The following is a 20,954-nucleotide window of genomic DNA, read 5'->3' as shown; positions in this document are numbered from 1 at the left end:
AAGACATGAGAAAATTATTATTATACGGATTAACGATATGTGGCTTTGGCTTGTTTTTGTCCAGTTGTATGCCCAAAGATGACAATATTTATAATGGGCCAAGTGTGGTCGAATTTAAAAACCATCTGCTGGGGAAGGTAAATTTGCCTTCTGGTGTAAGTGGAAACGGCGAGTTAAGCAGAACAGAAAGTGTAAATACTCGAGGTACAGATACCATCTATGTACAGTTAGTGGGGCCTCAGAGACCTAATCCCATCGATATTGGTTTTGCTGTAAATGGCACAAGTACCGCAGTAGAAGGAACGCATTATAAATTCAAACCTGCAGGTGCCAGAAAAGTTACCATTCCGGCAAATTCTTCAGTGGGGTACATCTTAATAGATTTGGTTCCGGGATCGGTTGCTGCAGGTGCAACATTTCCTTTGAGTTTAAGTTTAACAGGAACTGATGATGTTAAGCCGAGTGCAAATTATAAAAACTTTGTACTCACATTGAGTAATTGAAAATTAATAATTAGCCCCTTTTAGGAGGCTTTTTTTGTAAATAGAAGAGGCTGCTCGGTAAATAGGTTTTGTCTTCAGCCAGGCTGCTGTTGTTTGTGTAGGCAACAGCAGTTTTTCTAGGTTTATGTATTGTGGCTTTAAGTTTTTATAAATAACTCCCCCTTAGCGTTATTTATAATTCCGAAGCAACTTATTGGTAAGTTGCATCTATAGTAAATCAGTAAATATTATAATTTTTAAAGAAATAAGAATGCTGTTTAATGGTGTTTTTATTTCTGTTTTTGTTTCAAAATACCCCTTTACGGGTGATTGATACTGCGTTTTTATGCTTTTAACTTTGGTTATTCCCCGGCTGATTAATCTAAAGTTAACTATGAAATGCAGAGTCATTCTGGGGAATAATAACCAGGTTTTAAGCGAAAAAACATGCGAGGCACATCATCAGCATTTGTGCGGAACATATACCATTAATGTTGTCTTGAGAGGAAAGGCCGAATACAGGGTAGGGAACCGCCTGTTTAACCTGACGGCTGGTAACCTTTTGTTTATCAATTCAAAAAGCAGTTACAGCTATAAAATAGATTCCATAGAAGCGGTTCATATACTGAGTTTGTCTTTTGAAGAAGACTTCGTTGTTCGGTTTCATGAAATGATGGGTGGCAAGCATACTGCTTTACTAGAAGGAAGGTCAAATTTTGGAGAAGATACCCGGCCTGTTTTTCTGGAAAGCATACACCTGATGCAGGGGGAAATGCAAAAAAGCTTATTCAGGCTAAATGCGCATATAAAAACCTGTGATTATAATCATAACCTGATCGAGGAACATGTTGAAGAATGTCTGTTGGCCTATTACAAACTTTACCGGCGGGAAATTACCGACAGGGCTGGTTATTTACAGTTTTCCAATGTCTCTACCCGTACAGAAATTTTAAAGCGGCTAATGATTGCCAAAGACTATATTTTAAGTAATTACAATCTGCAGATCAGTCTGCAAAATATTGCTGATGTAGCCTGTTTGTCAGTGAATCATTTGCTTAGAACTTTTAAACAAGCCTTTCAGCTTTCTCCTCATCAGTTTGTGACTGAGGCAAGGTTGCAGCAGGCAAAATATCTTTTGACCAATACCGATTATCCTGTTAAAGAAATTACCAGTATTATTGGTTTTGACTGTCCAAGTTCATTCGTCCGTTTATTCAGAACCAGATACAGCTTTACCCCAGGCTGTTTTAGAGAAGAATACCATTCTGATAAAATGGAGATTTTCGCACATTGAGAAACAATTCATCACCTTACCTTTATAATGCATTTCAGACGCGCAAATAGTAGAAGTTTTTTCATGTCTGAATAATTTAGGTAATAATAGTTAAAAGACAGATAGCCAGGATTGGTATCTGTCTTTTATTTTGGATCTATCTATAAAAAGGTATTGCTTTTTGATCATAACAACTTCTTTCTTTAGCCTTTTTGAGTAAAAAAATAACAAAAATCAAAACTATATAGTCCTTTTTTATGATTTGATTGTATTTAAAGTATAATTATTTTGATTTTATGAATAAAGATTTGACTTATAGTGTTAATCATTTTGCCTGGATGCTGCATGTACTGGGAAATAAGAACCTTCCAATTATTCAGGACATTAGCATTGAAATTGAAATTGCCTGTAAAGACTTGACGGCTTATATTTTTGAAGGCATTTTGACAGATCCGGGCTTAGCTAAAAAGCACCATAAAAGAATCAAAAACGAAGTACGGAACCTAATGGAGGAGTCTGGTGAAGTGATGCGACAAATGAAGGTTTTTAGTCCTGTACGGTTTCATCTGGCCAAAACCTTACTTGCCAAGTTGCAATTAATTTTCGATTTCCTGGAAGACTTCGAATCTCCTGGCACCAATTGATCTTAGTTCGTTGTCGTTATCCTTCTTCATAACGCAACACATAATTCCTGTAAATTTTACCGATCCTGAATATTTGTTCAGCCAAAATGAGCAGAATAACCGGAAATATGATCAATTCGAAAATCCCTATTTTCCAGAACAAATAACAGAGCAGTAATAGGAACCTGAGGCATTCCAGGTAGTAGATCCATTTTCTTTGTTCCATTAATGCACCACAGTTGATTAAAGTTAAAAGTACAAAGGCGATAATAAAGAGTTTGTCCCCAATGAGCGCCATATGATATATAGCGGTGATCAAAGTCAGTAAGGTTGTACAAAGAAAAATTTGAACATTCAGATAGATTTTAAACTTGAAACGATATTGACTGCTTGATTTGTGCTGCAGGTACACTTTTTCCAGTTTTGGGCGGATGTTCTGGTCTAGAACTGCCGGAGCGCCAAAAAGGATCGCTATTTTATTTTTCCATCCTTTAACCGATTTGCATGCTTCTATAATTTCCAGGTAATAATGAAAGTGTTGCCAAAGAAAACTGTAGCTTTTTACCGGATGTGTAAGGCCATAACTAGGTTTTTCTTCTTCCGTCTGAAAAGTACCAAAGAGCTTATCCCAGAATACAAAAACATCTCCGTAATTTTTATCCAGGTATTTTTCATTACTTGCATGGTGGACCCCATGAAGGGAAGGGGTAATAAATACATATTCAAGCCATTTTATCTGGGGCAGCATTTGAGTATGGGTAAAAAAGGAGTAGGCGCCATGGATCACCAGCACCGTGATGACCAAATTAGGGTGAAAACCGGCAAGAGGGAGCAAACACCAGAATATGTTTCTGATCAGGGATTGAAACACGGTAATCCGGGCTGCAACTGTCAGGTTAAACTCTTCACTTTGATGGTGCACGATATGAGCAGCCCAAAGCAGGTTAACTTCATGTCCAAGCCTGTGGTACCAGTACCACACCAGATCTGCAGTAAGGAGCAGCAGGGTCCATACCCACCAGGTATTGGGAATCTGAAAAAGGGCAAAATGTTTATATACCCAACAAAACAAGGCATAGAAGCTGGCGGAGATCAGTAAATTCAATAAACGTTCGGCAATCCCTATACTTAAATTTGAAATAGAACTCTCATGTTTGAAAAGATGCTTTTTATGGAGTTTTCCGGCCAGCAGGTATTCCAGAAAAAGAAAAATAAAAAATGCAGGTATTGCAAAAGCAAGATAATTGATTTGTTTTCCGGCAGGCAGAAAAGGCATTGCGACAAGGTAAAATGAAAACATAAAAAACAGGTTGCTAAATAAAGTATACTAAACTAGTATATTTTATTCTAAAATCTATTGATCTTTTCAATTATCCGTTGGCTGCCCTGAAAAAAATTCCGGTAAATATTTTAAATGTTTTTTATCCGTATCAGTACATATAAGCTCTTCTGGAGTCAAGGTGCTGTGGGTTGTTTTACAGCCTGAAGTGTTTTGTTGTTAAAACGTATTGTTCGGTGTAAGTTATTGTTGTTTAGTCTTTTATTTGGTTTTTTGTTCTTGCTGCTTTGGTTGGATTCAGATAGATTTACGTCATTTTTACTAAACTCAGCTATTAAAATGCCCTTAAAAAGAATCCTTTTCCTGCTTTGTATTTTTCCTTTATGTGGCTTTTGTTTGCCTGTAATTTATACAAATCAGGTAGCTTATGATGCAGCAGGTCCTAAACTAGCTTTAATTGGTGTAGAGAAGAAGTTAAATGCAGGTGCTGTTTTTAAAATAACAGATGCCGGGAATTTAAAAACCGTATATGTAAATAAATTGAAAGGTCCATTAAAAGTGGAGGAATGGGACAAGAACAGGATGTTTTATCAGGCCGATTTCTCGGCCTTCTTTAAGTCCGGCAGTTATAAAGTTTCGATACAAATCGATGGCAAAGATTATTTTTCCTATGATTTTAAAATCGGAGATCAGGAACTGGCCAGGCAAACTATACCTGCCCTTTTACATTACTTTAGGAAACAAAGGGCAAATACAGCAGCGGAATGGGCCGCAGACCAGCAGGTCCAGCTATTTGGCTCAGACCAAAAAGTAGATCTTCGTGGAGGTTGGTGCGATGCTTCTGGTGATGTAAGTAAGTACTTTTCTCACCTGGCTTATGCCAATTTTATGTCCCCCCAGCAAATACCATTGGTCACCTGGTCATTGATCAATACCGCTGAAACAATTCCAAAATTAATTCGTAGTATGAATCTTCAGGATTCTATCGATAGTGAAGCTTTATGGGGAGCTGATTATCTGATGCGCTCGCTTTCTGATCAGGGTTATTTTTATATGACTGTATTTAGTTACTTTAATAAAGACCCCAATGCCAGAAGGGTAGTAGGTTTACATGCAAATAGTGTAACGACCGATGAATATCAATGTGCCTTCAGAGAAGGAGCAGGAATGGCAATTGCGGCGTTGGCAAGGGTATCGGGCTGGAAGAAACAGGGTACATTTCGTTCATCTGAATATTTGCAGGCTGCCGAAAAAGCTTTTGCACATGTGTTAGTTAATAATAAAAAGTATACGGATGATGGTAAGGATAATATTATTGATGATTATTGTGCTTTGCTTGCCGCAACCGAGCTTTGGATCGCTACAGATTCTTTATTTTATAAAAATGAAGCCAGGAAAAGAGCAAAAAAACTACAGCATCGCTTAAGTCCTGAAGGCTATTTTATTGCTGATGATGGAAAACGTCCTTTCTGGCACGCTTCAGATGCAGGCCTTCCATTAGTTGCCCTTTCCAGGTACCTGAAAAAGGAAAATGACCCTACCTTAAGGGCAAGCATTCAAATGACCATTAAAAAATCAATAAGGCATCAGTTAAAGATCAATGCTGAAGTAGAGAACCCTTTTGGATATGCCAGACAAATCATTAATACGGATGGGAAAATAAAAAGCAGTTTTTTTATACCCCATAAAAATGAAACCGGCTGGTGGTGGCAGGGAGAAAATGCCCGTCTGGCTTCCCTGGCTGCAGCTGTTCTGGAAGGGAATAGGGCTTTGGGTGGAAAAAATGGAGCCTGGTTTAAATCGCCATACTCTGGTTTTGCATGGAATCAACTGGACTGGATATTAGGGAAAAATCCTTATTCTGTATGTTTTATGTATCAAATGGGAAAGAAAAATGTTCCTTACATGCAATCCAGTTTTGGGCACGGTTCAGAAAAAGGGGGAATTTCAAATGGCATTACCGGAAAGGACGGTTTTGATGATGGAGGTGGAATAGATTTTAAGGAACATGCTGCAGGGAATGAATGGCGCTGGACTGAACAGTGGTTGCCTCATGCGGCATGGTTTTTAAATGCAGTCACTTCTTTATCGGCCGAAGATCCGGTGCAGGCCAAACAAAAACCATTTAGGATCATTGCCATTGCAGAAAAGGGTGGGCATCATTTGGAATATTCCATGGCCGCAAAAAAATGGCTTAATGAACTGGCTGCAGAAAATAATTTTACGATTGATTATGTCCAAGACACCCGGCTGTTTACAGATCAGTTTTTACAGCAGTATCAACTGTTTATACAGTTGGATTACCCACCTTATGCCTGGAAACCGGACGCTATGGAGGCCTTTAAAAAATATATTATCGAAGGTAGGGGAAGCTGGATTGGCTTTCATCACGCCACTTTGCTTGGTGATTTTGATGGTTATGGGCTATGGCCATGGTTCTCTGATTTTATGGGCGGTATACGGTTTAAAAATTATATTCCGGCTTTTGCGGATGGCCTGGTCAAAACAGAACAGTTTTCTCATCCGGTAATGAAAAATATCCCCGCTAAATTTCAAATTGAAAAAGAAGAATGGTATACTTATGACCGAAGTCCAAGGAGCAATGTAGAGGTTCTCGCTTCTGTAGATGAAGGGAGTTATCGGCCTGCATCGGCCATCCGAATGGGAGATCATCCGGTTATTTGGAGCAACCCCTCTATGAGGGCCAAAAATGTCTATATTTTTATGGGACATTCTCCGGATTTGTTTAAGAATCAAATCTACACCCAGATTTTCAGAAATGCGATTTTTTGGGCGTTGGGAACAGAGGCAAAATAATTCCGGAAATGTAACCCTTCATATCTAAGTTATTCAGACATTTATTGCTGTACAAAAAGAAGCAATTTTAATGAATCGTAGAAGGATAAAATACCATTTATTGATGCTGTTACTGCTCATCACAGTAAAATCAATGGCACAAAGCGGGGCCAACTTTATTCCATCTTCAGCTTCCAATCAGCTGGAGATGTGGCAAAAAGAAACTTTTGATCCAAAAACCATAGATAAAGAGCTGGGCTGGGCGCAGGAGATTGGAATGACCATGATGCGGGTTTATTTGCATCATGTGGCCTGGCAACAAGATCCTAAAGGCTTTAAAGAAAGGTTAAATGAGTATTTGGGTATAGCGGAACGGCACCATATTAAAACTATTTTTGTCTTTTTTGATGATTGCTGGAAGGATAGCTATCAGGCAGGAAAACAGCCCGAACCAATCCTCTCGGTCCACAACAGCCAGTGGCTTAAAGATCCTGGCAGCAGGATTGACAGGGAACCGAAATTAATGGATACACTAGAGGTATATGTAAAGGATGTGATGAGGGTATTTGGAAGGGATAATAGGATTATGTTGTGGGACCTGTACAATGAACCCGGCCATTTTAAACATGGAGATAAGAGCTGGCCTTTATTAAAAAATGTGGTTAAATGGGCCAGAAGCGTAAATGCGGTGCAACCGGTAACGATAGGGCTTTGGAATCCTGAATTTAAAGCTTTCAATAAATTTCAGATAGAGAACTCCGATGTGATTACCTTTCATAATTACCGGGATACCAGTGCTTTGAAGCAAGCTTTGGATACTTTAACGGGTAGGGGGAAACAGGTGATTTGTACAGAGTATATGAAAAGGCCTGAAGGGAGTACTTTTAAAGACTGTTTGCCTATTTTTAAACGTTATCAGACTGCAGCAATCAACTGGGGACTGGTGGCTGGCAGGTCGCAAACCAATTACCCTCAGGGAAATAAAGGTGGAGAACCCGAACCTGAGCTTTGGTATCATGATATTTTTAGAAAAGATGGCAGCCCCTTTAATAAAGAGGAGATTAAAATCATAAAAGCTTATAATAAAACAGCTGTAATTGATGATGGACCTTACGTGTTTTACAAAAATGGCAAAAACTTTATTTATCGAATCGTAAATAATAAAGTGACCACAATCAGCGATCAGAAAAATTTTAAAGTCACTTTTAAAGAACCTGGGAAAGACTTTGAAGTAAAATTACAAGGGGAACTGAAAACTGGTCCTGTAGATTATCCTATGCCCGAAAAACTGTTTGTACTTTCTGACATTGAAGGAGAATTTAATGCCTTTCGCTCTTTGCTGCTGGCCAGCCACATTATTGATGAGCAATACAACTGGACTTTTGGAAAGGGGCATTTGGTGATTTGCGGTGATTTATTTGACCGTGGGCTGCAGGTCCCTGAATATATATGGCTGTTGTATAGTCTTGAGCAGAAAGCAAAGGCAAAGAGGGGCTATGTCCATGTGGTTTTGGGTAACCATGACGTGATGAATTTGAGTGGAGATTTTCGGTATGTTCAGCCAAAATACCTGGAGTCTGCCAAGCTAATGGGAATGGACTATAAGGACTTTTATGCAAAAGATACAGAACTTGGCAGGTGGTTGCGCAGTAAAAATACATTAGAAAAAATTGGGGGCCTGTTGTTTTTACATGGTGGGATTTCTCCTGAAATCAATAAGCAGAAGTGGACCTTGGAGCAAATTAATGTATTGGCGAGGCCTTATTACGATCAGAAAAAAGCGACGGTACCCGATTCATTGAAAGTACTTTTTGCAAAAGATGCACTTTTTTGGTACCGGGGTTATTTCGTGGAACCGAAAATAACCCATGCGCAACTGCAGGAAACCTTAGATCATTTTAAAGCGAAGAGGATTGTGGTAGGGCATACCATTGTTGCCGATACAGTGAGCACGCATTTTGATGGTAAGGTTATTGCTGTTGATGTTAATGAGCATGAAGGTAAATCGAATGCTTTATTAATTGAAGGACAAAAATATTATCGGGTAAATGAACGGGGAGAAAAACAATTACTGCTGGAAGATAAAAAGTAGCATTTCTAAAAAAGTACAGGAATCTTTAAATCAAAACAAGCCTTATGTTGTTATATCGGATATGATCTATAAAACCAGTATCCTGTCTCTTTTTTTATTCGTTAGCTTTTCGGCCCGTGCGCAAAATGCAAGTGATATTATTTCTACTGCTAAAACCCCGCCTAAAGATACCGCAGATAAAAAGGATTTGATTGATATTGCTAAAGTGTTGTTTAAAATTAAACCAGGTAAACATGCCAAGGCGGGTGAAAAAAGGATATTTTTCTCTGTACTCCCCATAGGTGGTAACGTTCCTGGAGGGGGGCGTGCCCTGATTACTTCCACCAATGCGGCTTTTTATCTTGGTGACCGAAAACATACCAATATTTCGAATGTTACTTTTACCCCATACTGGAATTTTAAAGGCCGCTTTGGTTTGCCTTTGCGTTCTGACATCTGGTTACAGGACAATACCTGGGTGATCCAGGGGGATACCCGTTTTTTGGTTTATCCGCAATATACCTGGGGACTTGGAAGCGGTCATGAAGACAACAGGTTATTGGTGAATTATAAATATATCCGGTTTTATCAAAATGCACTTAAAAGGATCAGGCCTTATTTTTATGTCGGCTTCGGTTATAATCTTGACTATTTTATCAATGTCACCACACCCGATAATGGTCCGGACCTGAGAACCTTTACAGGTTATAATTCAGGAACGGAAAAGGGGGCTAACTCTTTTTCTTCAGGTATTTCTTTTAATATGCTTTATGACACCCGTAACAATTCCATTAACCCCCTTCCCGGAGGTTACCTGAACGTCATACTCCGTACAAATCCGAAATTTCTTGGTAGCAATACAAGCTGGAAATCCCTTTACGTGGACGCCAGAAAATATATTCCTTTTAATACCAGGCCTGGTCAACAGAACATGCTTGCGCTTTGGTCGTATTTCTGGACCGGACTTAGTAATGATGTCCCTTATTTAAACCTACCAAGCGTTGGCTGGGACCCTTATAACAAATCTGGAAGGGGAATGGACCAGAACAGGTATAGGGGAAAAGGCATGTTGTATTTTGAAGCAGAATACAGAAGGGATATTACTGAAAATGGTTTGCTGGGTTTTGTGGTTTTTGCAAATGCCACATCCGTGACCGAACCTGAAAACAATAATTTTAAGAACATTCATCCGGCCATAGGAACAGGTATGCGTATTAAATTCAATAAAGGTTCTAATACAAATATCGCTGTTGATTATGGTGTAAGTAAAGGCTATTCCGGATTTTCTATTGGTCTTGGAGAGACTTTCTAAAAACAAGACGGCCCAGGTTAAAAAAACACTTGCCAAATTTAATGTGGATCGGTCTGTTCTTTTTGTGGTTTGAGCAAATATATGTCTGTTTCGATAGGGTTTTTCTGTAAAATTTATGGAATTCCCGGCTTGGTATTTTTGAGGTAATCCATATTCAGATCTTTGTGTTATAGCGTCAAAAGTTTTAGAAAGCGACGCATTCATTCAAATTTAAGGAGCTGGAACCATGAGAGAATTCAGAATTAGCAAGTCTGTGACCTTGCGCACGGATATACTGGAGCGTTATTTTGGAGAAATTAGTCAGTATGATGTGATGACCACGGACCAGGAGGAACGTCTTGCACAAAAAGTAAAGGAAGGGGACCAGATGGCTATTGAAAAATTTATTCTTTCCAACCTCAGGTTTGTGGTTTCTGTAGCTAAAAAATATCAGCACCTGGGTTTTGGTTTAGACGATCTAATTGCCGATGGTAATGTTGGCCTGATCAGGGCAGTATATCGTTTTGATGTGACAAAAGGTTTTAAGTTTATTTCTTTTGCCGTCTGGTGGATCCGGCAAAGTATCCTTTCGGGGATAGCAGAAAAAAGGAGATTGGTAAAGTTACCAGGAAATGTGGTTATAGGAATTGCAAAATTGGAACAGAAAGGACTTGAACTGGAGCAGGTTCTAGAGCGTAAAGCAAGTCCTGAAGAACTGGCCGAGTATACCGGGATGGGATTTGAAAATGTGGTTGATTACCTTGCCGGTACTGCCATGGCCCTTTCATTGGATAGTGAAAATCCAACATTAGAGGAGGGTGGTACATTAATTGAGCGGTTAGAAGAAAAACAAACACCGGGTCCGGATCAGGCTATGATTTCAGGCGCTTTAACAACGGAATTGAAAAGGCTCCTGGACAAATTATCAGAACGTGAAAAAAATATTATTTCCTTGTTTTATGGGCTTGAGGGTAATTTTCCTATGACGATGGAAGACATAGGCCAGCGGCTGAAATTGAGTAAGGAACGCATCAGACAATTAAAAACCAGGGCCATGAGGACGCTGAGGAACAATTGTCCTGAAAGTTTATCCGCTTATTTATAGGCTGGATTTAACAAGTTTGTACAATCTTTCGTATTGGTCACCTGAAATAACTTTCACTTCAGTAAGGCCGCTTGAATAGCAATCGGACAATTGTTTTTTGATTTGAAAATAAAATGTTTTGCCCCTTTGATCTTCGTGTACGTAAAGCTGTATGGGCTGATCACCAGCTCCCCCGGCTGTAATCAGGTTGTGAAAATCATTATTGTTAAACATTTGGACAATGGCATCTTCATCAGCAAAAGACATGTCAAAATTTTTAATAGCAATTTCTTTTATTTTGCCTCCTGTTGTTTTGCTATAATAATCTTTTGCACAAAACTGGGATAAAGAGATAAAGATTAATAAACCAGTGGATGCGATGACCCTCATCAGTATTGGTGAAAAATGTATGAAGTCGGGCTTTATGATCAGTAACAAACAAAACAAAGCCGCCAATAAATAAACGATTTTTTTTACCGGATTACTTTTTTCTTCAAACTCGTTTGGATGTTGAAGGTAATAAGTATACAAATTTAATGGAACGTTACTTTTCATATGCTGTAATTAAATCGTCCTGAAGTCGTCCGTTTTTATGTCGGCCCTTCATTAATTTCCTGTTTTTTCTGCTGTCGTTACAGGGGCTCGGCAGCAGAAGATTGTTACACAATTGCTTTTAATATATGGTTGTTGAAAACCCATATTGTCTTGTTATAATTAACAGGAAAATGTCATTTTTAGTGTTCAATAATTATTCCTGTTTAGCAGTTTCAAGTGATTTATGAGCTAAATAGTAAATAAAAGCAGGTTAAGTAATAGATTTTTTACTTAAATGGTATAGGACCATGCCTTTATTGCATAATAAAGGGTGTCTGTTTTTTTAGACTTTGACTTCTGAGGGTATTTAATTTGATCTGGAAAGAAGCCATTTGGCCAAATCTTCTGCTGCTTTATCATTTTCGTATTCCAAAGGCAGCCTGCCGTTAACATATTCATTATATAGCCATGGATCTCCAACGGCAAAGACAGTCCCTTTTCCATATTTAGCGGTTGCAGCAATGGTAGCCCCATTGGAGGCCCTTAAACAGGCTACTGCATTTGCTGAAGTACTGATGCTGCAAACATCTTTCAGGAAAACCTTTTTGGTGGTTTTAAATATCGGATGGTTTTTTATTTCTATGGCACCGTCATAGAAATGATTGTCATCGATAACATGCAGTTGCAGATCATTATTGAAATGCATTCCAAATTTTTGAGCAAGTAAGTTAAAATGTGGTAGCTCAACATTTGCACTGTCATTGGCCATCATGACCAGTACACCTCCGGCTTTTACCCAGTTTGCTATTTCTAATACATCTTCGGGCTGTATGTAATTGGGCGATGGATTTTCTTTTTTTGTGTCCGGATCTACAATAATATAAACACTGGTGCCTTTGAGAAGCGCCGCAGTAGGTTTTGAATCCATTGCGTCCAGTCTGGCACCTTGTTTTTTGAAAATATCTCCCCAAATTGAAAATCCCGTATTCTTTTTATCTTCCCATGTATAATGAAAACGTTCTGGTTTATTGTTCATCATACGGGTTTCATGATTAAAATATTCATCAAGAGTAACTTTTGGTGCTTTTATTTTTCGGCTCTGGCCCAGCTGGAGGAGGGCATCAATTAGGAGTTTGTTTTGTGTTTCATTGGCGAAAGTAAAGGAAAGTTCTTTATTGGTCTTGTTTTCGTAATCTATGTCATTGTGTCCCATATTCACGTACATCATGTTGTATTTTTTATTTGTCCAAACAACAGGATAATAACCGTTGTGCCAGATTTCATGTGCTTTGGGACCCGTGCCTAAGGGAAAACTGCTGCTGTCAATGGAAAGGAGTATGTCAATGTCCGGATTATTTCGCAGGTCATTTTCCCAGCGATACCACTCATTGGCGGCAGATTTAAAGGTTGCCGGAAGGTGGAGGGTCATCGGGGAATTTTGTTTTTCGAGTTTTAATATGGCAGGGGTAGGCCTCCAGGTGTTACTGACATAGGAACCGGATCCTAAAAACTGATGATGGTACCAGTTCCAGTTGTCGGAATAAGTAGATCCGGCTAAAGAAAAAGCAGAGAAATGGAATCCGATCCAGGCCCCCCCATTTTCCATATATTGCTGGAAAGCCGCTCTTTGTTCTGGTAATTCCGGTCTGGTATCCAGAAAAAGAACGACCTGGTAATCTTTAAGGAATTTAGCATTCAGATTAGACCAGTTTGAAGTGGTATCATAACTGAAATGATATTGAGCAGCAATTTTTGGAAACCAGTTATTGGCTTCCCTGACATAACTGATGTGGGCAAGATCACGTTTTGCAGTATAAAAGGCAATAACTTTGAATTTTGGTTTCGAAGTAGCCGCATTGACTTGTACAATAAAAATGAAAACAAGAAGTAGAGCTTTATAAAGGTTGAAAGTTCTGGTCATGGTGATCTAAAAACAGGTTTTTTATTAAGGTATTAAATTTATAATAATTTGAAAAAAATTGATGGTACAGCCTGGGCCGGAAGGTATAAGTTGCTGTGATTTTAAGCTGTTGCTAAAGCGTATTGCTGTATCATTTTATTTGTTTGCTATTTTACCTTAGGTGCACTTTATCAATGCTTTAAGGGAATTTATACCTGGTGTTTAAGCGTATTGTGTTTTATTTAGTGTATTGAATTTCAGTTTGTTGTGTAATTTTTTTATTGCAGTTTTTTAATAAAACAACATTAAATTTACGGCAACCAGATATTCTACTTTTTAAATTTTAATGATAAAATCCGTTTACAGCCATTTAAGCCCACATTGTTCCAAAGTCTTTCGAATTGCTTTTTTGTTATTGCTTTTTCAGCTTCAATTAAAAGCTCAAAAAGTGATTGCCATCAATGATAAAATTCCTCATCACATCATTTCTTATGGGGAGATCGAGTACCTGGAAGATAAAAGCAATGCCCTGACTTTTGAAGAAGTAAAGAGTGAGGATATGGAGGGCCGGTTTCAGGAAAACAAAAAATACACCCCAAAAAATTACCATACCGGTTCTGCCTATTGGTACCGTTTTAAAATAAGACATTTGAAATCTTCGAAGGAAAACTGGATCCTGGAATTTTTTGATCAGTCTATTCATAACATCAGTTTATATGTACCGAATGATTCAGGTGCTTATCAGGTCCGTTATTTTGGAACTGCTTATCCCTTCAACAATAGGGAATATCAGCATAAAAACTTTACTTATGATATCAGAAACGATGCAGATGGTGTATTTACTTATTATGTCAGGTTAAAATCCTCCCAGTCTGTGGGAGCCATTATTGTATTAAGAAATGTACATTGGTTTATAAAATATGCTTTAAATGAGTACCTGATTTTTGGTTTGTTTTATGGAATGGTTATCGTTTTCAGTTTGTATAACCTCTTGATGTTTTTCGCCATCAAACAACGACAATACCTGTATTACGTCTTGTACAATTTGAGTATTGGTTTATATGAAATGAGCAGCGACGGGATTGCTTTTCAGTATCTGTGGCCTTATTCACCGGTATGGAATGAATATGGTTTTGGTATTGCCCTTTTTCTGAGCAGTATTTTTGGTCTGCTGTTTACGATCAACTTTTTGTACGTAAAATCCAAGGCCCCGAAATTATATAAACTGATTAGCCTGGTTATTGCTTTAAGGGTCATTTTCTTTATTTGTTGTCTTTTTGATAAACATCTTTTCAGTTATAAGCTGATCGAATTGATTCCCCTGGTGGTGGCTTGGGGAACGGGGATATATATATTGAAAAACCGTTATCGTCCGGCCAGGTTTTTTGTGATTGGTTACAGTTTTCTTTTCCTGGGCTTTTTGATTAAAATTATGCTGTTGCTCAATGTAAGCTGGTTGCCATATGGACCGGTTACCTATTACAGTTTGAGTTTTTGTTTTGTGATTGAAATGATCCTTGTTTCTTTTGCCATTGGGGAGAGTATAAGGACATTGCGCAGAAAAAAAGATAAAGCGCAGAAAAGAATGATCCAGCAATTGCAAATTAATGAAAAACTACAACATACCTTAAATAAAGAATTGAGTTCTTTGGTGGAGGAAAGAACCAGGGAGGTAATGGATAAAGCTTCCATTATTGAAAAGCAGAATGAGGAAATTTCAATGATGAATGCAATGCTTGAAAAGGATAACCAGGAACTTCACCTCAATATAGAAAAAGTAACCAGGGCCCGGGTAATGCTCGATGAAGTAGATTTTGTGGAGTTCAGTAAGATTTATCCGGACCGGGAGACCTGTTTCAAGTATTTGTCGGAGTTGAAATGGTCAAAAGGTTATGCCTGCCGGAAATGTGCAAATACGGCTTATTTATCTGGTTACTTGCCTTACAGCAGAAGATGTACCAAATGTGGTTATGATGAGTCTGTTATTGCTTATACTATTTTTCAAAATAGCAGAATACCTATTAATAAGGCTTTTTACATGCTCTACCTGGTTTATTCGACAAAGGGAAAAATTTCTTCTCATAAATTATCTGAAATATTGCTGATCAGACAAAGTACCTGCTGGTCCTACAACAGTAAAATGCAAAAAATTCTGGAAGAGCGTAAGAAAGAACTTAAGAACGCTGGGGCAGGAGGCTGGAGTAAACTCGTTTTGGAGAGGTAACACGGGTGTTTTTGCTTTAAATCATGATTTAAACATGCTCAGGCATGTTTTTTTTTGATTTTTTTTAAATGTTTTTTTAGCGTATCAGACGCTTTGCTTAAAAACGGTTAAATGCATCATTATCAGCAGTTCTTCGTGTTCCTGTTTGTTTGTGAAGCGTATTGCTTTTTCATGTAAGTTGTTGTTTTTCAGATTGTTGTGTGTTTTTTTTCTTGTACTTATGCCAGAATTAAAATAGTTTTACTTCACCAATTATAAATTCTAACCAAATAAACAACATGAAACAAAGAATTACTCACCACGTATTTTTTTTGCTGAGCACATGGAAAGGCCTTGCCTTTTTTTTATGCCCAGATCTAGTCAGGTTTTCCTTTCAAAGCTCCATTTTTATTCAGAAAACTGATCTCTCCGGTTTTCATTATAGAAAAGCGTTGAACTGCGATTAGTTATTCCTCTATTTCTTATTGACTGTATGGGCTGATCAATACCTGATCAATCGAAACAGTAAAAACCTACAATCAAATTATGGATAAACCTTACAATTTGAGAAGGAATTCTATGTCCTTTTCTTTTAAAGATTTAAAACCGCTGGAAGTATCTTTTTATGTATTTCTGCTGATGAACCTGCTTTGTTTTAGTGTATTTGCACAGACAAATTTATCAGGTACAATAAAGGACGATAAAGGTCTGGCACTTCCCGGGGTAAGCGTTAGGGTTAAAGGCGCTTCTACAGGAACAGTTACAGATAATGATGGTAAATACAGTTTAAAGCTTACAGCAATAAATCCGGTATTGGTATTTACCTATATCGGTTACAAGACCAAAGAGGTCGCCCTAAACGGGAAAAGTGTATTAAATGTAGTACTCGAAGACGATGCACAGGGACTCGACGAAGTGATGGTGGTTGGTTATGGCACGCAGAAAAAATCTACCCTTACCGGTGCTGTTTCCCAGATCAGCTCCGAGGAAATCATGAAATCCCCAACTGTTAACCCAACAAACAGCTTAATTGGAAAGCTACCCGGCTTATTGGCTGTACAAACGAGCGGGCAACCTGGTGCCGATGCGGCTTCTTTAAAGATCAGAGGGGTGGCCACTTATGGAAATTCTTCGGCTATTGTTGTTGTCGATGGAATTGAAAGACCTGGTTTTGGAGACGTGGATGCCAATGAAATAGAATCTGTAACAATACTTAAGGATGCTGCTTCCACGGCAATTTACGGGATCAGGGGTGCCAACGGGGTAGTGGTGATCACAACCAAATCCGGAAAACTTGGAAAACCAAAAGTAACCTATACGGGTAACATCAGTTTACAATCTTATACCGGACTTCCTATTGGTTTGGATGCCTATAACAATGCCTTTCTTCAAAATCAGGCTTATAAAAATGACAACCAGCCCTTGCCCTGGACCGATGCAGAACTTCAAAAATTTAAAGATGGCTCAGATCCGATTGGTTATCCGAATGTTCAATGGTTTGATTACCTGACCAGAAAGTTTTATCCGCAGACACAGCACAACATCAATGTTAGCGGCGGAACAAAAATTGCTAAGTATTTCGTGTCTGCTGGCTATTCCTTTCAGGATGGGATCTTTAAAAAATTTGATTCTCCTTATGGGATTAATACCGTTCCAAATTTCAGCAGGTACAATTTCAGGTCTAACATTGACCTGACCCTGAACAAAGACCTCACAGTGGGAATTAAATTAGGCGGACGCTTTTCAAACCGCTATCAGCCTGCAGGTCTGTTGTCTTCCTCAGCTTTTTCCTATGACACTATAGAGGGAATGATTTCCAGGATTCTGCAGGTACCTGCTTACGCTTATCCGGTAACACTTCCCGATGGCCGCATTGCCCAAAATCCTTCTGTAGGTTTGAACCTTTGGAACCCATTTGCTGTACTTACCCGTTACGGAACTCGTAATGATGACAACAATACCGTTGAAACGACTTTTAACCTGGAATATAAACTGGGTTTTATTACAAAAGGACTCTCTTTTAAAACGAATTTTGGATACGATTCCTATTACAGCAATGTAGCCAGACGGAATGCCAACTGGGCTGCTTATGTTTGGGACCGTCAAACCGGGGCGATCACCTTATCGCCAGATACCCGCAACAGGGATGAACCTCTGGGCGGGATAAATGTCACCACCGGTGGCAGTACAAATTCCAATTTACAAACCGGTTTTTACTACAACAGGAGTTTTGGAAAGCACAATGTATCTGGTTTATTGCTTGGAATCCGTCAGCTGATCACCACCACCTCGGACCCGAACAATGTGTTGTTTACTGCGCCGCCTAAAGCTTCTCAGGGTGCAGTAAACCGTTTGACCTATAATTACAATGAAAGGTACTTCCTGGAATTTAATGCAGCATATAATGGTTCAGAAAACTTTTCTTCCCTGGAAGGACGTCAGTATGGTTTCTTTCCTGCAGTTTCCGCGGGCTGGACTTTAAGCAATGAACCCTTCTTTAAGAAAAACCCGGTTTTAAGTTACCTTAAACTAAGAGGTAGTTATGGTGTGGTCGGAAATGATAAGATAGGCGACAACCGATTTTTATTCCTGACCAGTTACAGTGCCAATTCAAATGTGCAGTTTGGCTCACCAAACTCGCCGACCAATTATCCAACTATTTTTATCGGGGATACGAACCTTGGAAACCCGGAGGTCACCTGGGAAAAAGGAACCAAGCGGAATATTGGTCTGGAGGCCAGGTTTTTTAGCGATGCCCTGAAGCTAAATGCAGACGTGTTCGATGAAAGACGTAAAGATATTCTCACACCAAGAAAAAGTGGTTTACTGACCTTTGGTCATAGTTATCCTTCGTTGAATATCGGAGAGGTGTATAATAAAGGCTATGAGATTGAACTGGACTACCAGGGTAAAATTGGGCAGGTTTTATTTGGTTTGAATGCCCAGTTGAGTTATGCAAAAAACAAGATCATCTCCAGCGATGAGCCTCTTGGGATTCCTGAAGGACTGAAACAGGAAGGTAAAAGTGTGGGACAGTTTATTGGTTATGTCAGCGATGGTTTTTATACTTCGGCCGCGGATGTCGCCAATTCTGTTAAACCACAAGGCATAACCCCAATACCAGGCGATTTGAAATTTAAGGACCTGAACGGAGATGGTGTGATTACCTCGGACGACAGAACAGCCATCGGGTACAGCAATACGCCCGAGTACATTTACAGTTTTACGCCAAGGTTCTCTTATAAAGGAATTACGCTTTCTGTACTTTTTCAGGGGGTTGGACATGTAAGTTCAAATTTGATTTTGAACGAGCAGAACAATGGTCAGCAAATGTATCCTTTTATGCTGAACGCCTGGACACCTGAAAATGCAGCAACTGCAACCTGGCCGGCCCTTCATGCCAGGGGTTATACAGGACTGAACAATGCGTTGAGCGATTTCAACCTGCAGAATGCACAATACCTGAAAATCAGAAATGTGGAACTTGCCTGGTCTTTACCAAAAAGATGGGTGGAGTCTTTAAAACTAAGCGGGATCAGGGTTTTCCTCAATGGTCAGAATTTATATACCTGGACCAAGTTTAAAATGTATGTAGATCCGGAGAACCTGAATGTCGTGAATCAGGCCTTTCCGCTCCAGGCACTTTATCCATCTTCCAAAGTCTATAACCTTGGTGTAAATATTAATTTCTAATCCAATGAATACAACTAAAATATATACAGTTTTGTTCCTGCTGTCTTTATCTTTTGTCTCCTGTAAAAAGAATTTTCTGGACAGAACCCCGGGCATTAGCCTTGATGAGGACAAAGTTTTTTCAGATCCGGTTCAGGCCGCCCGCTTCGCGGACAATGCTTACAATTATCAGATTAATGATTATGCGCGTTTTAATGACCACAGGGGGGCAACGGCGCAGGCTTCTGACGAAGCGGTTTCCGGAAACTCAGAGTCTTCGGTGACAACTTTAAACAGAGGGCTTTACCATGACCATTCCAATACAGCCTCTTTAAATGACATGCGGGATGTATGGGCCAGACAATATGCGGGCATTGCCATTACAAATAAAATGCTTGAAAAAATCTCCGGTGTTCCGGTAGCAACTATATTTCCGGCAGCCAGAATAGAAGGGGAGATGAGGTTTTTAAGGGCTTTCTTTTATTTTGAACTCATCAAAAGATTTGGAGGCGTACCGCTGATTGTCAAGTCTTATGGTGTAAACGAAGACATCAATATTCCAAGAAATTCTTATGAAGAATGTGTCAGTTTTATTCTTTCGGATCTGGAGAAAGCTTCAACTTTACTGTTAAGTGATGCCGAAAATGGTGATTCAAATTATGGCCGGGCAACAAAGGGTGCAGCCCTGGCCCTGAAAGGAAGAGTTTTACTTTATGCGGCCAGTCCTTTAAATAATCCTTCCAATGACAAATCCAAATGGAAAGCAGCCGCTGATGCAGCAGTGCAGGTCATGAGCCTGGGTCAGTATGCACTTCAAAATACCTATGACGATTTGCTGAACGTCCCTAAATCCACGGAATACATTATGATTAAGATCCGCGGACCAAGGGCAATTGATGGAATCTTTGCTGATTTTGCCATGTCGCCGGGTTCGGGAGGACAGCAGGGACAGATGGATCCTACAGAGAACCATGTGCGCATGTATGAAATGCAGGCCACTGGTAAAAGCATTGACGACCCTACTTCAGGTTATAATCCACAGAAACCTTATACCGGACGTGATCCAAGATTTTATGCCAATATCCTGTACAACGGAGCACCCTGGCAAGGAAAAACCATTGACACCTGGGCGGAGTATAATGCCGACGGAAGCTTAAAAGCAAATGGAAAAGACTTCAATCCGAATAATATTATTTATACCGCTACGAGATATTATTGCCGCAAATACTGGCCTGAGGTCTATAACCGTCTTGGTGGAACCTCAGGAACGACCCTGTTGAACTATGTGTACTTTCGCTATGCAGAAGTGCTGCTCAATTATGCAGAGGCACAAAATGAATACCTGGATGCACCCGATGCCAGCGTGTATGATGCCATCAACAAAATCAGACAAAGGCCAGCGGTTAATATGCCGGTATTGCCTGCAGGATTGAACAAAAATCAAATGAGAGAGGCCATCCGTCATGAACGGGCCATCGAGCTGGCCTTTGAGGACCATCGCTGGTATGATATTATGAGGTGGAAAAATGGTCCGGATATTATTGCCAAGCCCATGTATGGGATGAATGTGGTTAGAAATGCCAATGGCACTTTTACTTACACGCCTGTTGTCCTTGGAAATGCTTTCCAAAAAGTATACCTGGATTATATGCATCGTTACCCGATCCCTAAAAACGAGATCTACAAAAGTAAAGGTGTCCTGGTTCAGAATCCGGGATGGTAAACAAAATGGGTATTCATTTTTAC

The 20,954-nt window shown here is 39.4% G+C and carries 13 protein-coding genes; 10 read left to right on the top strand and 3 right to left on the bottom strand.

Translation table 11 applies throughout. From position 1 onward, the window contains the following. The first annotated feature begins 5 nt into the window (after positions 1 to 5). The 3 genes from B0O44_RS04045 to B0O44_RS04035 all read left to right on the top strand — a co-directional run bounded on the left by B0O44_RS04045 (position 6) and on the right by B0O44_RS04035 (position 2,399). On the top strand, positions 6 to 503 hold the full coding sequence (locus tag B0O44_RS04045) for a hypothetical protein (RefSeq protein WP_146229767.1): 498 nt from the start codon (positions 6 to 8) through the stop codon (positions 501 to 503). Between the two features lie 373 nt (positions 504 to 876). Continuing rightward, on the top strand, positions 877 to 1,776 hold the full coding sequence (locus B0O44_RS04040) for an AraC family transcriptional regulator (protein ID WP_170123262.1): 900 nt from the start codon (positions 877 to 879) through the stop codon (positions 1,774 to 1,776). 275 nt (positions 1,777 to 2,051) lie between these two features. Beyond that, positions 2,052 to 2,399, top strand: coding sequence for a hypothetical protein (locus B0O44_RS04035; protein WP_110827383.1), 348 nt, complete (start codon positions 2,052 to 2,054; stop codon positions 2,397 to 2,399). Positions 2,400 to 2,415: 16 nt separating this feature from the next. Here B0O44_RS04035 and B0O44_RS04030 read toward each other — a convergent pair whose 3' ends face one another. Further along, entirely contained in the window at positions 2,416 to 3,678 is a 1,263-nt protein-coding gene (locus B0O44_RS04030) for a sterol desaturase family protein (RefSeq protein ID WP_245943573.1), read from the bottom strand. A 318-nt stretch (positions 3,679 to 3,996) separates the two neighbouring features. On the opposite strand from B0O44_RS04030, the gene B0O44_RS04025 reads away from it, so the two are divergent. The 4 genes from B0O44_RS04025 (at position 3,997) to B0O44_RS04010 (ending at position 10,920) form a co-directional block, all read left to right on the top strand. Then, positions 3,997 to 6,474, top strand: a complete 2,478-nt coding sequence (locus B0O44_RS04025; protein ID WP_110827382.1) for a ThuA domain-containing protein — start codon at positions 3,997 to 3,999, stop codon at positions 6,472 to 6,474. Positions 6,475 to 6,544: 70 nt separating this feature from the next. Next, on the top strand, positions 6,545 to 8,545 hold the full coding sequence (locus B0O44_RS04020; RefSeq protein WP_110827381.1) for a metallophosphoesterase: 2,001 nt from the start codon (positions 6,545 to 6,547) through the stop codon (positions 8,543 to 8,545). Then, entirely contained in the window at positions 8,502 to 9,836 is a 1,335-nt protein-coding gene (locus B0O44_RS04015; protein ID WP_245943571.1) for a BamA/TamA family outer membrane protein, read from the top strand. The genes B0O44_RS04020 and B0O44_RS04015 overlap by 44 nt, the downstream gene beginning before the upstream one ends. Positions 9,837 to 10,062: 226 nt before the next feature. Further along, positions 10,063 to 10,920 carry a sigma-70 family RNA polymerase sigma factor gene (locus B0O44_RS04010; RefSeq protein WP_110827380.1) on the top strand — a complete coding sequence of 286 codons (858 nt, stop codon included), beginning with the start codon at positions 10,063 to 10,065 and terminating at the stop codon, positions 10,918 to 10,920. Here the strand turns inward: B0O44_RS04010 and B0O44_RS04005 are convergent. Together B0O44_RS04005 and B0O44_RS04000 are read right to left on the bottom strand one after the other, a co-directional pair. Continuing rightward, positions 10,915 to 11,454, bottom strand: coding sequence for a hypothetical protein (locus tag B0O44_RS04005; RefSeq protein ID WP_110827379.1), 540 nt, complete (start codon positions 11,452 to 11,454; stop codon positions 10,915 to 10,917). The genes B0O44_RS04010 and B0O44_RS04005 overlap by 6 nt on opposite strands. A 346-nt stretch (positions 11,455 to 11,800) precedes the next feature. Then, positions 11,801 to 13,354, bottom strand: coding sequence for a DUF4350 domain-containing protein (locus B0O44_RS04000; RefSeq protein WP_110827378.1), 1,554 nt, complete (start codon positions 13,352 to 13,354; stop codon positions 11,801 to 11,803). 325 nt (positions 13,355 to 13,679) lie between these two features. On the opposite strand from B0O44_RS04000, the gene B0O44_RS03995 reads away from it, so the two are divergent. The 3 genes from B0O44_RS03995 to B0O44_RS03985 all read left to right on the top strand — a co-directional run bounded on the left by B0O44_RS03995 (position 13,680) and on the right by B0O44_RS03985 (position 20,931). Further along, positions 13,680 to 15,557 carry a 7TM diverse intracellular signaling domain-containing protein gene (locus B0O44_RS03995; protein ID WP_110827377.1) on the top strand — a complete coding sequence of 626 codons (1,878 nt, stop codon included), beginning with the start codon at positions 13,680 to 13,682 and terminating at the stop codon, positions 15,555 to 15,557. A 525-nt stretch (positions 15,558 to 16,082) separates the two neighbouring features. Continuing rightward, positions 16,083 to 19,229, top strand: coding sequence for a SusC/RagA family TonB-linked outer membrane protein (locus tag B0O44_RS03990; protein WP_110827376.1), 3,147 nt, complete (start codon positions 16,083 to 16,085; stop codon positions 19,227 to 19,229). A gap of 4 nt (positions 19,230 to 19,233) precedes the next feature. Then, positions 19,234 to 20,931, top strand: a complete 1,698-nt coding sequence (locus tag B0O44_RS03985; protein ID WP_110827375.1) for a RagB/SusD family nutrient uptake outer membrane protein — start codon at positions 19,234 to 19,236, stop codon at positions 20,929 to 20,931. Positions 20,932 to 20,954 lie beyond the last annotated feature (23 nt).

Origin of the sequence: Pedobacter nutrimenti (assembly GCF_003208655.1) — a bacterium.
GTDB lineage: Bacteria > Bacteroidota > Bacteroidia > Sphingobacteriales > Sphingobacteriaceae > Pedobacter > Pedobacter nutrimenti.
The sequence above is the reverse complement of the archived record's forward strand: the minus strand, read 5'-3'. Positions and strand labels throughout refer to the sequence as shown.

What these genes read in the sequence shown, in the direction of transcription:
- B0O44_RS04020 (WP_110827381.1), top strand. Translation starts at nt 6,545, where the DNA reads ATGAATCGTAGAAGGATAAAATACCATTTATTGATGCTGTTACTGCTC.
- B0O44_RS04030 (WP_245943573.1), bottom strand. Translation starts at nt 3,678, where the DNA reads ATGTTTTCATTTTACCTTGTCGCAATGCCTTTTCTGCCTGCCGGAAAA.
- B0O44_RS04015 (WP_245943571.1), top strand. Translation starts at nt 8,502, where the DNA reads ATGAACGGGGAGAAAAACAATTACTGCTGGAAGATAAAAAGTAGCATT.
- B0O44_RS03985 (WP_110827375.1), top strand. Translation starts at nt 19,234, where the DNA reads ATGAATACAACTAAAATATATACAGTTTTGTTCCTGCTGTCTTTATCT.
- B0O44_RS03990 (WP_110827376.1), top strand. Translation starts at nt 16,083, where the DNA reads ATGGATAAACCTTACAATTTGAGAAGGAATTCTATGTCCTTTTCTTTT.
- B0O44_RS04045 (WP_146229767.1), top strand. Translation starts at nt 6, where the DNA reads ATGAGAAAATTATTATTATACGGATTAACGATATGTGGCTTTGGCTTG.
- B0O44_RS04010 (WP_110827380.1), top strand. Translation starts at nt 10,063, where the DNA reads ATGAGAGAATTCAGAATTAGCAAGTCTGTGACCTTGCGCACGGATATA.
- B0O44_RS04040 (WP_170123262.1), top strand. Translation starts at nt 877, where the DNA reads ATGAAATGCAGAGTCATTCTGGGGAATAATAACCAGGTTTTAAGCGAA.
- B0O44_RS03995 (WP_110827377.1), top strand. Translation starts at nt 13,680, where the DNA reads ATGATAAAATCCGTTTACAGCCATTTAAGCCCACATTGTTCCAAAGTC.
- B0O44_RS04005 (WP_110827379.1), bottom strand. Translation starts at nt 11,454, where the DNA reads ATGAAAAGTAACGTTCCATTAAATTTGTATACTTATTACCTTCAACAT.
- B0O44_RS04000 (WP_110827378.1), bottom strand. Translation starts at nt 13,354, where the DNA reads ATGACCAGAACTTTCAACCTTTATAAAGCTCTACTTCTTGTTTTCATT.
- B0O44_RS04035 (WP_110827383.1), top strand. Translation starts at nt 2,052, where the DNA reads ATGAATAAAGATTTGACTTATAGTGTTAATCATTTTGCCTGGATGCTG.
- B0O44_RS04025 (WP_110827382.1), top strand. Translation starts at nt 3,997, where the DNA reads ATGCCCTTAAAAAGAATCCTTTTCCTGCTTTGTATTTTTCCTTTATGT.